The sequence below is a fragment of the Xanthomonas sp. XNM01 genome (assembly GCF_014851915.1).
Classification (GTDB): domain Bacteria; phylum Pseudomonadota; class Gammaproteobacteria; order Xanthomonadales; family Xanthomonadaceae; genus Pseudoxanthomonas.
In genome coordinates, this window is the sequence record NZ_JACVAP010000004.1 from 481,586 (window position 1) to 496,343 (window position 14,758).

15 protein-coding genes are annotated in these 14,758 nt (G+C 68.6%); 8 read left to right on the forward strand and 7 right to left on the reverse strand.

Features of this window, described 5'->3' with window-relative positions:
- Positions 1-654: 654 nt before the first annotated feature.
- The 7 genes from accC to cutA all read right to left on the reverse strand — a co-directional run bounded on the left by accC (position 655) and on the right by cutA (position 6,777).
- Complete coding sequence (accC, locus tag IB242_RS16255) at positions 655-2,022, reverse strand: acetyl-CoA carboxylase biotin carboxylase subunit (RefSeq protein ID WP_192281860.1); 1,368 nt, start codon at positions 2,020-2,022, stop codon at positions 655-657.
- A gap of 12 nt (positions 2,023-2,034) precedes the next feature.
- A complete protein-coding gene (accB, locus tag IB242_RS16260; protein ID WP_192281863.1) occupies positions 2,035-2,526 on the reverse strand; it encodes an acetyl-CoA carboxylase biotin carboxyl carrier protein in 492 nt (163 codons plus the stop codon).
- A 45-nt stretch (positions 2,527-2,571) separates the two neighbouring features.
- A complete protein-coding gene (locus IB242_RS16265; RefSeq protein ID WP_192281866.1) occupies positions 2,572-2,970 on the reverse strand; it encodes a lysozyme inhibitor LprI family protein in 399 nt (132 codons plus the stop codon).
- The gene (aroQ, locus tag IB242_RS16270; protein ID WP_192281869.1) at positions 2,967-3,413 is read right to left on the reverse strand and encodes a type II 3-dehydroquinate dehydratase; all 447 of its coding nucleotides are present in this window, start codon (positions 3,411-3,413) and stop codon (positions 2,967-2,969) included. Before aroQ ends, IB242_RS16265 begins: the two co-directional genes overlap by 4 nt.
- Positions 3,414-3,576: 163 nt before the next feature.
- Positions 3,577-4,122 (reverse strand): TlpA disulfide reductase family protein, encoded by a 546-nt coding sequence (locus IB242_RS16275; RefSeq protein ID WP_192281872.1) that lies wholly within the window; start codon positions 4,120-4,122, stop codon positions 3,577-3,579.
- The gene (locus IB242_RS16280; RefSeq protein WP_192281875.1) at positions 4,119-6,455 is read right to left on the reverse strand and encodes a protein-disulfide reductase DsbD domain-containing protein; all 2,337 of its coding nucleotides are present in this window, start codon (positions 6,453-6,455) and stop codon (positions 4,119-4,121) included. Before IB242_RS16280 ends, IB242_RS16275 begins: the two co-directional genes overlap by 4 nt.
- A 4-nt stretch (positions 6,456-6,459) precedes the next feature.
- Positions 6,460-6,777 (reverse strand): divalent-cation tolerance protein CutA, encoded by a 318-nt coding sequence (gene cutA, locus IB242_RS16285; protein ID WP_192281878.1) that lies wholly within the window; start codon positions 6,775-6,777, stop codon positions 6,460-6,462.
- A 267-nt stretch (positions 6,778-7,044) separates the two neighbouring features.
- On the opposite strand from cutA, the gene IB242_RS16290 reads away from it, so the two are divergent.
- The 8 genes from IB242_RS16290 to IB242_RS16325 all read left to right on the forward strand — a co-directional run bounded on the left by IB242_RS16290 (position 7,045) and on the right by IB242_RS16325 (position 14,703).
- Positions 7,045-7,461, forward strand: a complete 417-nt coding sequence (locus IB242_RS16290) for a type IV pilin protein (RefSeq protein WP_192281880.1) — start codon at positions 7,045-7,047, stop codon at positions 7,459-7,461.
- The gene (locus IB242_RS16295) at positions 7,455-8,018 is read left to right on the forward strand and encodes a prepilin-type N-terminal cleavage/methylation domain-containing protein (RefSeq protein ID WP_192281883.1); all 564 of its coding nucleotides are present in this window, start codon (positions 7,455-7,457) and stop codon (positions 8,016-8,018) included. The genes IB242_RS16290 and IB242_RS16295 overlap by 7 nt, the downstream gene beginning before the upstream one ends.
- Positions 8,002-8,475, forward strand: coding sequence for a hypothetical protein (locus IB242_RS16300; protein ID WP_192281886.1), 474 nt, complete (start codon positions 8,002-8,004; stop codon positions 8,473-8,475). The genes IB242_RS16295 and IB242_RS16300 overlap by 17 nt, the downstream gene beginning before the upstream one ends.
- Entirely contained in the window at positions 8,472-9,209 is a 738-nt protein-coding gene (locus IB242_RS16305; RefSeq protein WP_192281889.1) for a prepilin-type N-terminal cleavage/methylation domain-containing protein, read from the forward strand. The genes IB242_RS16300 and IB242_RS16305 overlap by 4 nt, the downstream gene beginning before the upstream one ends.
- A complete protein-coding gene (locus tag IB242_RS16310; RefSeq protein WP_192281892.1) occupies positions 9,209-11,701 on the forward strand; it encodes a hypothetical protein in 2,493 nt (830 codons plus the stop codon). Before IB242_RS16305 ends, IB242_RS16310 begins: the two co-directional genes overlap by 1 nt.
- A 205-nt stretch (positions 11,702-11,906) precedes the next feature.
- A complete protein-coding gene (gene groES / locus IB242_RS16315) occupies positions 11,907-12,197 on the forward strand; it encodes a co-chaperone GroES (RefSeq protein WP_192281895.1) in 291 nt (96 codons plus the stop codon).
- Between the two features lie 60 nt (positions 12,198-12,257).
- Positions 12,258-13,892: a chaperonin GroEL gene (gene groL, locus IB242_RS16320; protein WP_192281898.1), complete on the forward strand. Its 1,635-nt coding sequence runs from the start codon at positions 12,258-12,260 to the stop codon at positions 13,890-13,892.
- Between the two features lie 457 nt (positions 13,893-14,349).
- Positions 14,350-14,703 carry a hypothetical protein gene (locus IB242_RS16325; protein ID WP_192281901.1) on the forward strand — a complete coding sequence of 118 codons (354 nt, stop codon included), beginning with the start codon at positions 14,350-14,352 and terminating at the stop codon, positions 14,701-14,703.
- The last annotated feature ends 55 nt before the right edge of the window (positions 14,704-14,758 follow it).

Here is a 14,758-nt window from a genome sequence, read left to right on the forward strand (position 1 = left end):
GGGAGACGCACCGTCACGGCTGCTCCGATCCCGGCGCGCCGCGGCGTTGCGCGACACCCCGCTGGTGCATGGCGCGGGTGCGTCCGCGCTGCGAGCCGACCGGCACGGCGGCCGGCGCCGACGCTGTCGTGATGCTGGCGGACGTACGGAGACACGCGCAACGCGCTGGAGGGTGCCACCCGGAGGGTCCTGCCTGTGTGGCGCCTGCCGAGCGATCCGGGCCACGGTCGTGCCCGTGGCACCAGCAGGAGCATGCAGCGCCGTCGGCTATGGGAGCGTGTCGCGCAACGCACCTGCGTCAGGTGATCGTGAGAGGGAGCACGACGGTGTCACGCAACGGGGACGACGAGGTGACGCGCCGCTGCCAGCGTCGGACGCGGTCCGGCACGGATGAATCCGGTGACGGACGGCAGCGTGCCCTGCGCGACCGGCCAGGAAGATCGCGTGCCGTGCGCGATGGTATTTGGATCAGACGCCGGATCCAGCGTTGCAACGTGCGGGCAACCCCGGCATGCGAGGCGCGGCAGCATCGCTCCGATGCGGCCGGCGGTGTCCGCCCTGACTGACTCCGTGTTCCGTGTTCCGTGGACCGGAGTGGCCGGCGGTGCCGGCTGGGCGCGGATGCGGCGCATCGGCCGCATCCGCGCGGGTCGATCAGCCCAGCGCGATCGACTGGTTCTTGCGCTCGGCCAGGCGCTTCTCGAGGTAGTGGATGTTCTGCCCACCGGCCTGGAAGCCCTTGTCGCGCATGATCCGCTGCTGCAGCGGGATGTTGGTCCTGATCCCGTCCACGACCATCTCGCTCAGCGCCACGCGCATGCGGCAGATCGCGGTCTCGCGGTCCGGCCCGTGCACGATCAGCTTGCCGACCATGGAGTCGTAGTTCGGCGGCACGCGATAGCCCTCGTAGATGTGGGTATCGACGCGCACGCCCGGGCCGCCCGGTGCATGGAAGTGCTGGATCAGCCCGGGGCTGGGAATGAAGGTCTCCGGATCCTCGGCGTTGATGCGGCACTCGATCGCATGGCCTTCCAGCACCACGTCCTCCTGCCTGATCGAGAGCTTATGACCGGCGGCGATGCGCAGCTGCTCGGCGACCAGGTCGATGCCGGTGACCATCTCGGTGACCGGATGCTCGACCTGGATGCGGGTGTTCATCTCGATGAAGTAGAAGCGGCCGTTCTCGTACAGGAACTCGAACGTGCCGGCGCCGCGGTAGCCGATGCGGATGCAGGCCTCGGTGCAGACCTTGCCGATCTCGGCGCGCTGCTCGGCGGTGATGCCCGGTGCCGGCGCTTCCTCGACCACCTTCTGGTGACGGCGCTGCATCGAGCAGTCGCGTTCGCCCAGATGGATCGCGTTGCCCTGGCCGTCGGCCAGCACCTGGATCTCCACGTGGCGCGGGTTCTCCAGGAACTTCTCCATGTAGACCTGGTCGTTGCCGAACGCGGCCTTGGCTTCGCTCTTGGTCGTGGCGATGGCGTTGACCAGCGCGGCTTCGGAGTGCACGACGCGCATGCCGCGACCGCCGCCACCGCCGGCCGCCTTGACGATGACCGGGTAGCCGATCTCGCGGGCGATCTTGACGTTGGTGGCCGCCTCGTCGCCGAGCGGGCCGCCGGAGCCGGGCACGCACGGTACGCCGGCGTCCTTCATCGCGCGGATCGCCTCGACCTTGTCGCCCATCAGGCGGATCGTGTCGGCTTTCGGCCCGATGAAGATGAAGCCGGACTGTTCGACACGCTCGGCGAAGGCCGCGTTCTCGGACAGGAAGCCGTAGCCGGGGTGGATCGCCTGGGCGTCGGTGACTTCGGCCGCAGCGATGATCGAGGCCATGTTGAGGTAGCTGTCGGACGACGGCGCCGGCCCGATGCAGACCGACTCGTCGGCCATGGCGACGTGCTTGAGGTTGCGGTCCACGGTCGAGTGCACGGCGACGGTGCGGATGCCCATCGCATGACAGGCGCGCAGGATCCGCAGGGCGATCTCGCCGCGGTTGGCGATGACGACTTTATCGAGCATGGGTGCTCCCTGTCAGCCGATCACGAACAGCGGCTGGTCGAACTCGATCGGCTGGCCGGTCTCGCACAGGATGGCGACGACGGTGCCGGAGGTGTCGGCCTCGATCGGGTTGAACATCTTCATCGCCTCGATGATGCCCAGCGTGTCGCCGGCCTTGACCTGCTGGCCGACGCTGACGAAGGCCGGTTTGTCCGGTGCGGGCGACGCGTAGTAGGTGCCGACCATCGGCGCGCGGACCACGTGGCCCGGCGGCAGCTCGGCGCCGGCCGGCTTGGCGCCGCCGGTGGCCGACTCGGTCGGCGAGCTCATCGGCATCGGCGCGGCAGCCGGGGCAGCCGCCGCCGGGGCGCGCACTTCCAGCGCGGCGGCCGGGGTGGCGACGGCGTAGCCGCCGGTCGGGATGCGCGACAGGCGCACGCTCTCCTCGCCCTCCTTGATCTCGATCTCGGCGAGGTTCGATTCCTCGAGCAGGTCGATCAGCTTCTTGATTTTGCGGAGATCCATACAGGCCTCGTGGTTGGTGCGATGAAAAAAGCGGGCAGGCGCGGTTTACAGCCGCTGCAGCTGCCCGGTGCGGATCCGGGTGTGTTCGATCAGGCAGTCCAGGCGCGCGCTGTTGCGGCCGCTGCCGTCGATGGCGATGGCGTAGGCGGCCTCGCAGTCGTTGTCGCGGAACACGATCCAGGCTTCCTGCGCCTGGTCGAGCGCATGCAGGGCCTGGTCGCAGGCGCTGATGCAGGACGCGCCGGCGGCCAGACGCTCGTTCGCGGCCTGCAGCGCGTGGCCGAGCACGATGTCCAGGCGGTCGTACTCGGCGGCCTGGCAGAGGTCCTGCTGCATCGTGCCGCTCGACGCCACGCAGTCGGCCGGGTCGAGCGTATCGGCGCGCGCATCGCTGCACGCTGCCGCCGGGCCCAGGGCCAGCAGCATCGCCAGGACCGCTCTCACGCGGCACCGCCCAGGCGGGTCAGCGCGGCATCCAGCGCATAGCGGTAGCTGTCGGCGCCGAAGCCGCAGACCACGCCGACCGCCTTGTCGCTGAAGTAGCTGTGCTGGCGGAACGGCTCGCGGGCGTGCGGGTTGGACAGGTGGATCTCGATGAACGGGATCGCCACCGCGGCCAGCGCATCGCGCAGCGCCACCGACGTGTGGGTGAAGGCGGCCGGATTGATCAGGATGAAGGCGGTGCCGTCCTCGCGCGCGGCCTGGACCCGGTCGACCAGCACGTGCTCGGCATTGGACTGCAGGCTCTGCAGCGTGTGTCCGGCGGCGGCGGCACGCGCCGCGAGGTCGGCATCGATGTCGGCCAGGGTCGTGCGGCCGTAGACCTCCGGCTCGCGGGTGCCGAGCAGGTTGAGGTTGGGGCCGTGCAGGACCAGCAGATGGGCCATCGATGGGGAGCGTGCCTGAAAGGGCGGCAGTCTGCGCGAAGGCGCCATTACTGTCCAGTTCGGCGAAGATGGCGGCGTTTCAATCGATTGTTTGAATCTGGCCGGTGGCGGACGACCGGGTGAAGTCGCCCGCGGGCGGCGCGCGGCGAACCGCCGGAGCCGCTCAGCGCACCCAGCCGTCGATCTCGCCGTGCGCGAACGGCCCGAGCTTGCGCCGGACTACGCGCCGGTCCGCGTCGATCAGCACCGTGTACGGCAGCAGGCCGCGGGTATTGCCCAGGCGGACGCTGGCGTCGGCCGGGCCGGGCGTGTCCAGCACGATCGGGTAGCCCACCGGCACGCGCTGCAGGAAGTCGGCCACCGCCTCCGGCGTGTCCAGGGCCAGGCCGATCACCTGGATGCCGGTGTCGCCCTGTTCGCGGGAGAAGCGTTCCAGTTCCGGCATTTCCTCGATGCAGGGCCCGCACCAGCTCGCCCAGACGTTGATCAGCAGCGGCCGGCCCGCCGCCAGCGCGACCAGATCGACCGGCGTGCCGTCCAGACCCGGCAGCTGCACCGGCGGCATCGCGTCGCCGGGTTCGGCGGCGGTCACGCCCGGTGGCGGCGCAGGCATGTCCGGATCGCCATGGCGGCCATGCCAGGTGCCGGCGAGCACCCCCAGCGCACCGGCGGCGACCGCGACCACGACCAGCCGCAGCGCCGGCCTCACCGGGTCGCCGCCCGCAGCAGCGCGTCCTCGAGCACGGCCGAGGTCAGCACCGGCGGCAGCACGGTCGGCGGCGCGCCGGGGCCGTAGATCACGTACAGCGGAACGCCGACCGCCTTGTGCGCTTCGAGGAAGGCGCTGATCTCCGGATCGGCATTGGTCCAGTCGCCTTTCATGTAGACCACCTCGCTGCGCGCGAGCATGGCGTGGAACGCATCGCCGGACAGCACGTTGCGCTCGTTGGCCTTGCAGGTGACGCACCAGTCGGCGGTCATGTTCACGAACACGACGCGGTCCTGCGCACGCAGGCGGTCGAGTTCGGCGGCCGAGTACGCCAGCGCACCCTCCGCCGGTGTCGCCGCTGCCGTTGGCGGCGCGATCCGGCTCACGCCCCAGACCGGGACCAGCGCCAGCACCACGAGCGCCAGCGGCAGCAGCGCCGCGCCGCGCCGGCCGCGCCAGCGGACCCGTTCGAACCACCACAACGCCAGCGCCAGCAAGGCCGCGCCGGCCAGGACCAGCGCGATCGCGTCAACCCCGCGCTGGCGGCCGAGGACCCAGAGCAGCCAGATCGCGGTCAGGTACATCGGGAAGGCCAGGACCTGCTTGAGCGTCTCCATCCACGCCCCCGGCCTGGGCAGCCGCTGCGCAACGCCCGGCACGAAGCCGATCAGCAGGAACGGCAGGGCCAGGCCCAGTCCCAGGGTCAGCAGCACCAGCATCGCCGCCGGCGCCGATGCGGTGAACGCATAGGCCAGGGCCGGCCCCATGAACGGGGCCACGCAGGGGCTGGCGACCACGCAGGCCAGCACGCCGGTGAAGAAGTCGCCGGCCGGGCCGCTGCGGGTGGCCAGGGCCTGGCCCATGCCGCCGAGCCCGCCGCCCAGGGTGAACACACCCGACAGGCTCAGGCCGACCGCGAACATCAGATAGACCAGGGTCGCGACGAACCAGGGGTGCTGCAGCTGGAAGCCCCAGCCCGCGGCCTGTCCGGCCGCGCGCAATGCGATCACCAGCATCCCGACCACGGCGAAGGCCACCAGCACGCCGGCGGTGTACCAGAGCGCGTGCCGCCGCGCATGGCTGCGGCTTTCCCCGCTCTGCGCCAGGCCGAGCGCCTTCAGCGACAGGATCGGCAGCACGCAGGGCATCAGGTTCAGTGCCAGTCCGCCCAGCAGGGCCAGCGCCAGGATGCCGAGCAGCTGGGCCGCGCCACCTTCGGGCGCGGGCGCGCGGGTGCGCTGCGCGTTGCCCGACGACGCGTCCGGCCCGCCGGCGATGGTCTGGTCCGCGGGCGGCGGTGCGGGCAGCCGTTCGGTGGCCGCCGCATCTGCCGCACCCGCCGCCGGCGCGGCCTCGGTCGGCTCGGTGTCGCTGGCGGGCACGGCCGGCAGCGCCGCACGTGGCACCACGTTGGCGACCACGTCGGGCTTGCCCTCGGGCAGGTCCAGCCGGATCCGCCGGGTCATGGGCGGGTAGCAGATGCCGCCGTCCTGGCAGCCCTGGAACGTCACCACCAGCGTGGCCTTGCCCGCACGGGTGTGTTCGCGCAGCAGCGGCACCACCGCCTCGATCGGCTCGAAGTAGACGACGACTTCGCCGAAGTGTTCGTCGCGGTGGCGGGTGCCGGTGGGCCAGCGCGGCTTGCCGGTCTGCACGCCGTCGAGGCCCTCGAGCGCGAACGCGCTGCGGTCGCGGTAGATGTAATAGCCGGGCGCCGGCTGCAGGCGGACCAGCAGGCGGTTGCCGCCATCGGCGATCGCATCGACGGAGAACGCCTGCTGCTCCGGCAGCGCGGCCTGGCCCTGGAGCAGCCCGCGCAGCGGATTGCCCGCCGCCGACGGCGAGGTGCCGGTTGCGCCTGACAGGGCTGCCAGCGGGTTGCCGCCGGCGGGCAGGGCGACCTTCAGTTCGCGGGTCTGCGGCGGGTAGCAGATGCCGGCGTCGGCGCACCCCTGGTACTTGATCTGCAGGGTCACCGGGCCGGCACCACTGGCCTGGCCACCTTCGAAGACGCCATCGAGGCGGGTCCGGTAGGTCTCCACCGGGCCGAAGAACTCGTCCACGTGCGGCTTGCCGGCCGGCAGGCGCAGGCTTCCGCCCTCCAGGCCGGACAGGGCCCGCACCTCGGTCCGATGGCGGTAGAGGTAGTAGCCGTCGGCGATCTGCCAGCGGATGTCGATCCGCCCACCCGGGCCCGGCTGGGCGCTGAGGACGAAGGCCTCGTCCACCGGCAGCAGGTCGTCGGCATCCACGGCGCGGGCAAGCGGGGTGACCGCCCAGGTCAGCAACAGCCCCAGCAGGGCCAACAGCGGCAGTCGGTACGGCAACGACATGGAGTCACTCTTCCTCATGGACTTCGGCGGCCACCCAGGCCAGGTAGGCCGGCAGACCGCCGGCGGCTTCGACCGCGATCACCTCCGGGAGTTCGTAGGGATGCAGGGCCAGGATCCGCTCGGTCACGGCGGGCACGCGACTTGCTTGGGTCTTGATTACAAGCAAGGCCTCGTCCGAACGCTCGATGGCACCCTGCCAGCGATAGGTCGAGCGCATGCCCGGCAGCACGCTCACGCACGCCGCCAGCCGCGCCCCGACCAGGTCGTCCGCGATGGTGTCGGCTGCGGTGGGCGGGCAGGCGCAAAGGACGATCTGGAGCATGCGGGGGAGCGATGGCGCCGGCGTGGAATGACCCGCCATGGTAACCGGGACAAGGCGCGAGCCATTTTGCAAATCAACCGTTCAAGAATGTGAATAGTGATGGGCGTCAAGTTTTTACTGCGTGGTAAACCGCTAGGCTTCCGTGCAAAATGCCGCTTGCTGCAGTGCGGCATGGCGCGGTCTGGACCGGTGCCGGGCAATTGGGGATGCCGGCACCTGGAACCAGCGGGTTCCGGCGAGACGACGGGGAGTCTTGGGGACGTGCACATGAAGCCTAGAGCGGGCGGTTTCACGCTGATCGAACTGATGATCGTGGTGGCGGTGATCGCCATCCTCGTGGCATTGGCGCTGCCCAGTTACATGGACTACGTCCTGCGCAGCAAGGTCCGGACGGCCCAGGCCGATCTGCAGGCGTTGTCGGCCGCCGTGGAAAACCATCGCCAACGCACGCTTTCCTATCCCGGCACGGCCGCCGACTCGACCGCTGCCGTACAGACTGCATTTCCGGGCTGGAGCCCGGCATCCAAGGCCGCCGATTTCGGCTTCAGCTATTCGACCACCAACGGCTATACGGTCTCGGCCGCAGGCGCGGCCGGCAAGCTGTCCGGCTGCACGTTGACGCTGAATGCCGACAACGCGCGCAGCCACGACGGCTGCACCGGGTTTGGCGACGTCTCATGGTGATTTCGCAGGCAAGGCATGGTGGCTTCACCCTGATCGAGCTGATGATCGGTGTCGCGATCATGGCGCTGCTGCTGCTGGCGGCTGCGCCATTCACGATGGACTGGGTGGACAGCGCGCGTCAGATGCGCGCCCGCAGCAACCTGATCGAGGCGGTGGGTCAGGCGCGTGCGCTGGCCATGCGCAATCCTGAGGCGGTCTCGTCCGGTGTCGCCGTTGCCGCGGTGCTGTACCAGCCTGGCCAGAGCGCATTGTGCGTAGTGACCCGCGAGTCCGGCGCATGGCTGGCGTCGACCTGTCTGGCGGACGGCAAGTCCTGTGCGGACAAGGACACCGGCAAGGCTGCGGCCGGGGTGTCCTGGCTGGGCTGCATCAGCAGTCCGGGCAACAGTCTGGCGATGAAGGTCGCCGACGTGGATTTTCTGTGCGCTGCCTACGACAGTCGCGGCCGGCAGCTGGACACGACCGATCTGGTGGCCTCGGCGTGTGTTTCGCCGGACAGCGCATCGGTGTCGATCACGGCGGGCAGCCAGGAGGGAGTCGATGTCTCGCTTCTCTGAGCGCCAGGTCCGGCCGGGCCTCCAGCGCGGCGACGTCCTTCTCGAGGCCCTCCTGGGAGTTCTGATCACGGCGCTGGTGGGGGCCGGGATGGCGCACGTGGCTTCCCGCATCTCGGTCAGCCATCGCGATGCCAAGATCGAGGCGCTGGCGGTCGAGCGCATGCGCGATCTGCTTCAGAACAAGGGCGTCGCGCTGTGCACGCTGCCCGAGACCGATCGCCAGTTCACGCTGCCCGATGGGGAAGTCGTGACTCCGGAGGTGGACTGCCCGGAGGTGGCCGCCAGCATCGAGCTCACGCTCGGTGAGGCCGCTGGCGCCATTTCCACCGTCACGCCCGACGAGATTCCACGGGAAGTGATCCTCAGCGTCGCTGCCGCCGATCTCGGTCTGGGCGACGCGGAGGGACAGCCCGCGCTGGTCGTGGGAACACGGCAACTGCCGGCGGAGGGATCATGAAGGCGCGTCCGTTTCTTCGGCGTCCTTCCCGCCGTCAACGCGGCCAGACGTTGATCAGCATGATGGTCGGGCTCGTCATCTCGCTGCTGACCATCGCGGCGATGCTCGCGATCTACAAGATGATGATCGAAATCTCGGGAAACGCATCGCGTTCGGCCCTGCGCGATGGCCAGGTGGCGCTTGCGATGCTGGCGACCCAGATCGAGATGCAGCAAGCCGGTTATGCGATCCCCGAGACCGATACGCAGCCCCGGATCGATGTCTCGGAGGAGCGGGTGGTCTGGCGCTACAGGGCGGGGACTTCCGCATCCGCCACGTCGTGCGCCGGCGTGGAAATCCTGCGTCAGGCATCGGGTGCGCGCGAGGCTGGCGTCTATGCGCTGACGCCTTCCGCCTGCGCAAGTCCGAATGGCTGGGTGGCCGACGGATACAGCCTCCTCGCCTCGAAGGAGGCCTTCTTCGTGCCGGTCAACCGCGACGGCACCGCGATGACCGATGAGGTCGGCGCCAACCTGCTGGCCAATGCCGTGTTCGAGCACAAGGACGGTTCGGCTGGCGACGCCTGCGGCCTCCCGTACGCCCAGCAACTGGGTGGTACCGCGCCCTCATCGCAACGCGTGATCCTGAAGGCGGGCGATGACACCGACGCCGGCATCCTCTTTTCCGTCTGTCTGCCCAATCTCGCCGCCGCGACATCGGGTGGTGCGGGCACCGCACCCGATGGGGCATCGTGATGACGTCACGCACCACCACCATTCCGTGTCGTCGACGCACCCAGCGCGGCATCGCCACGATCCTCATCCTGCTGCTGGTTGCGCTGGCCGTCACTGTCACTGTGCTGATCGTGGCGTACTCGCTGCGTGGCGGACAGCAGCGGCAACTGACGGTGCACGCCACCACGGCCGCCCAGGGCGCTGCGTGGCGGGGCGTGGAGGTATTGCGCGCGGGCCTGAGCAATGTGGCGGCGAGCCAGGTCAGCGCATGGTCGAACAGGGACGGATGGGATCTGCTGGACCAGGGTTCGGTGATTCCCGCCTCCGGTTCCGGGTCGACCGGCGTCGGGCAGGCCAGCGGTGGTGGATCCATGCCCGCCTCTGGCGGCACGGGCGGCGGCGGTGGCTGGGTCGCCACCTGCGACAGTACGGATTCGGCAAGCGGCGTGATTCATGTCGATGGCCTCGATGGCCTCGGCATCAATCGTGCGCGGCTGGTGGAGGTCTGCCGCACGGCGACAAACGGGATCTACCGCGTCACCGCCCAGGTGACCGGTACCGCAGGCGAAGGAAGCGCGCTGACCACGTCCACGGTCGAAGTCGTCTACACCGTCACGCCCGGCAGCGGCTCCTCCGGTGGCGTCTGCGCATCGATACCGCCGGCGCTCATGGTGTTCAACGGCGATCTCAACATCACCGGCGGCTCGCTAGGTGTGACGGGTAATTCGGGCGACCAGTACGAGAACATCGCGGTGTCTGGAAATCTCACCGTCGGCAGTTCGTCGTCGGCGCGGATTTCAGGTTGTGCCAAAGGCAACATCACGCTCAGTGGCGGCGGCATTACCTCCAACGGTCATCTGCATGCGGAAGGGGCGATCAGCGTTTCCAGCATGACGCCACCGGACGGCACCACCTTCTGGGCACGCGCGATCACGCTGGACGGGTCCTCGTCGGGCGCTCGCTATGCTGCATTGAAGGCAGGTGCCTACGCGGCATCGGTGATGGTGGGGGATGCGGTGGTCGGCAGTACGCGCGTGGGCGGCACCCTGATCCCGTCCACCGCCGGCGGCGGCATTCCGTGGACCACGGGCGTGGTGGTGCCGAGTGCGCAGTCCGCGACCTTCGTGGTGACATTGACCGACAACAGTCAATTCGTGTTCGATCCGCGCGACCTGACCATCGATTCTGCGACGGGCATGATCAGCGGCGCCGCCGCAGCGGGCGAGCGGCTGCAGGGCGAAGGAACGATGCCCGACAGTTTCGTGCTGCGTTCCGGCTCGATCTTCGGAGGTGGGGTGACGGCGCAGGGTCTTGCAACAACCGGCCTGGTCTGGGGCCATGATGTCTCGCTTGGCCTCAACAATGGCGGTGGGCTGACCGGTTCGGCCAACGTCACCCGTCTGCAGAGCAACGGCCATCTCCAGCTCGGCACCGGCACGATCCAGACCCTGGTTGGCGGCGGTGAGCTCTGGGCGCGTGGCGGTGGCCGCAGCTCATCGACCAACCATTGGAACTTCCCGAAGGTCTCGTCATCCGGACGCATCGCCGGGCAGATCTACTATTCGGGGAGCCGGACGCTTCTTCCGCCGGTCGAGGGGCCTGCGGCCGCAGGCGTCCAGGCAGCCCAGACCGGCACGTCGCCTGGCCTCCCGGGCATTCCCTTCTGCGACGCTCGGGTCAAGGCGGTCGACGCGGAGGCCTACAAGGCCCAGGCCAACTACATCTTCGAGTTCCGCGATGGCGCCCCGGTGCTCACCATCCGCAACGTGAAGACCGCTGCCGGCGCGTCGATCGACGGCACCTACAACCTGGCAACCGGTGACCTGCGCCGGATGCCTGCGGGGACGGGCAACCCGTTCCTGACCTGCAACTGGCAGACCGATCCCAACAACGGGGGGGCGCATTGCTTCCGCGACGCGACGGTCGGCGGCGGCTGGAAGGTGACGGGCGTATCGAACTTTCCGAAGGGCGTGGTCTGGTTCGATGGTCCGTTCACCGTCGATGGCACGGCTGGCGGGATGAACCTGATCAACACGATCACCGGGACCGGCAAGGTGTCCCTGACCCAGGCCGGTCATGGCGAGTTGATCGCGCCGAACTTCTCGACCCCGGGCACCGTCTGCGGTGGCGCCTTCTGGCCGACCAACCTGTGTGACAAGAGCGGTGCCACGCCGGCTTTCGCTCAGTGGACCGATCAGGATGGCAACTCACACGTCGGTCTGCCGATCGGCAATGTCGCGATCGCCACCGAGGGAGCGGGAGCGTTGTCCGGTTGGAACATCTACGGCAGCGTCATCCTTGGCCGCAATCTGGAAACGGCAGCCAACGTGACCGTGGTGCAGGGCACGTTGACGGTCGGTGCGAACCAGCCCAACAGCACGACACTGATCGACCAGGGCGGCGCCCAGATCAAGGTGCCCACGACGTCGGACCAGGTCTTCGTGCCGGTCTGCGAGGCCACGCCGGCGATCCCGGCGGTGGACGGGCAGGTCCAATGGAGCCGCTACCTCTGATGGTCACATCGGGCCGCCTTCGGGCGGCCCGATCGTTTTGGGCATCACACCCCTTGAAAGGCCCCGCGGGACCCCCATCTGCCTGAAGACCGCCCCGGCGCAAGGCAGCCCCTTCGACGCGGCCGCGGTTCTGGCACTCGCAGGGTGCGAGTGCTAGACTCGCCACCCAAATTCCAACCCTGTCAATCACTTAACGAGGATTGAGATGAGCAACATCAAGCCCCTGTACGACCGCGTCGTGATCAAGCGCACCGAGGAAGAGAAGGTTTCGGCCGGCGGCATCGTGATTCCGGACTCGGCCACCGAGAAGCCGATCAAGGGCGAAGTCGTCGCCGTCGGCGCCGGCAAGGTGCTGGACAACGGCAACGTGCGCGCCCCGGTGGTGAAGGTCGGCGACCAGGTGCTGTTCGGCAAGTACAGCGGCACCGAGGTCAAGTTCGACGGCGCCGAGTACCTGGTGGTGAAGGAAGACGACATCTTCGCCGTCATCGGCTGAGCGTCGCTTTCTCCCGCACGACCCCGAACATCCACGCATTCGTTTTGAGGAATCACTGAAATGGCAGCCAAAGAAGTCCGCTTCGGCGAAGACGCACGCGCCCGCATCCTGAAGGGCGTCAACACCCTGGCCAACGCGGTCAAGGTCACCCTGGGCCCGAAGGGCCGCAACGTCGTGCTCGAGAAGAGCTTCGGCGCCCCGACGATCACCAAGGACGGCGTGTCCGTCGCCAAGGAGATCGAGCTGGCCGACAAGTACGAGAACATCGGCGCGCAGATCGTCAAGGAAGCCGCTTCCAAGACTTCCGACATCGCCGGTGACGGCACCACCACCGCCACCGTGCTGGCGCAGGCGTTCATCCGCGAGGGCCTGAAGGCCGTCGCCGCCGGCATCAATCCGATGGACCTCAAGCGCGGCATCGACAAGGCCGTCGTGGCCGCCGTCGGCGAGCTGAAGAACCTGTCCAAGCCGACCGCCGACGACAAGGCGATCGCCCAGGTCGGCACGATCTCGGCCAACTCGGACGAGTCGATCGGCAACATCATCGCCGAGGCGATGAAGAAGGTCGGCAAGGAAGGCGTGATCACCGTCGAGGAAGGCTCGGGCCTGGAGAACGAGCTGGACGTCGTCGAGGGCATGCAGTTCGACCGCGGCTACCTGTCGCCGTACTTCATCAACAACCAGCAGAGCCAGTCGGCCGATCTGGACGACCCGTTCATCCTGCTGCACGACAAGAAGATCTCCAACGTGCGTGACCTGCTGCCCGTCCTCGAGGGCGTGGCCAAGGCCGGCAAGCCGCTGCTGATCGTCGCCGAGGAAGTCGAGGGCGAAGCCCTGGCGACCCTGGTGGTCAACACCATCCGCGGCATCGTCAAGGTCGTCGCCGTGAAGGCGCCGGGCTTCGGCGACCGTCGCAAGGCGATGCTGGAAGACATGGCCACCCTGACCGGCGGCACCGTGATCTCCGAGGAAGTGGGCCTGTCGCTGGAGAAGGCCACGATCAAGGATCTGGGCCGCGCCAAGAAGGTGCAGGTCTCCAAGGAGAACACCACCATCATCGACGGCGCCGGTGACACGGCTGCCATCGAGTCGCGCATCAAGCAGATCAAGGCGCAGATCGAAGAGACCTCTTCGGACTACGACCGCGAGAAGCTGCAGGAGCGCGTGGCCAAGCTGGCCGGCGGCGTTGCGGTGATCAAGGTCGGTGCCTCGACCGAGATCGAGATGAAGGAAAAGAAGGCCCGCGTCGAAGACGCCCTGCACGCGACCCGCGCTGCGGTGGAAGAAGGCGTGGTCCCGGGCGGCGGCGTCGCCCTGATCCGTGCGCTGAAGGCCGTTGAAGGCCTGAAGGGCATCAACCCGGACCAGGACCTGGGCATCGCGATCACCCGTCGCGCGCTGGAAGCCCCGTTGCGCGAGATCGTCGCCAACGCCGGCGAAGAGCCGTCGGTCGTCGTCAACCGCGTCAAGGAAGGCGAAGGCAACTTCGGCTACAACGCGGCCACCGGCGAGTTCGGCGACATGATCGCGTTCGGCATCCTGGACCCGACCAAGGTCACCCGTTCGGCCCTGCAGCACGCGGCCTCGGTCGCCGGTCTGGCGATCACCACCGAAGCGGTGGTGGCCGAGCTGCCGAAGAAGGACGAGCCGGCTGCTCCGGGCGGCATGGGCGGCATGGGCGGCATGGATTTCTGATCCAGCCCGCACCGTTGTAGCGTCATCGAAAACCCCGCCGCGAGGCGGGGTTTTCTTTTGTCCGGCAACAGCCGTGCGGCCTGGCAGCGCTTCGGGATGAGCGGGGCGATGCGGGCGATTGCAGAACATCAGAACATCCGGAGCCGGACGGCCCGGCGCGCGCACGGATGGCGCCCGCGATATGCCAGGAAGGACCGGTGTCCGATGTTGCCGGACCGGCCTCGCTGTATCCGCGTCCAGTAGTGATCGCGGCCGCTGACCTGCTTCCGTGGCGGGAGCGGGCTGTGCATCACGCAGCTCCTGCACGCAGCCGACGCTGTGAGGCCAGCGATTCGGGGCTGCAGGAACTCAGGTCCACCGCGGACGACGATGCGCCGCCGGAGGCATCACGTGTCCCTGCCGCTTGAACATGCACGCCGCATCGCCCGGAACCTGGCCTTGTCGGGGAGATGATCGAATGCGGCTGTCGGACGCTTCCGAATTGCACGCTCCGCTGCATGCGCCACGCCATCGACGCATCACGGCGGAGGGATCGCCGGTGCTCGTACCGGCGTCCACGCGCGGCTCCCACGCCGGGCAGGTGCAAGGGCTGCAAGGGCTGCGTCCCGTCCGGGCGATGGCCGCGCTGGCGGGCGATCCTTGCGGACAGCGGCCCTCCGAGCCCCGCGCGCAGGCGACGTTGCTCCTGAAACGGTTGCGCGGCCGGAAAACGGCTGCTATCAATGGCGCCGTGAACACGTCGCGCGCCAGCCTCTACTTTTGGTACTACTTTCCGAAGCCACAGGCGGAGGAAGGGGTACGCGCGCTCTGAAGTTCGAGCCAACAGACACCCCCGAAAGCCGCCAGCGACCCTGGCGGCTTTTTTG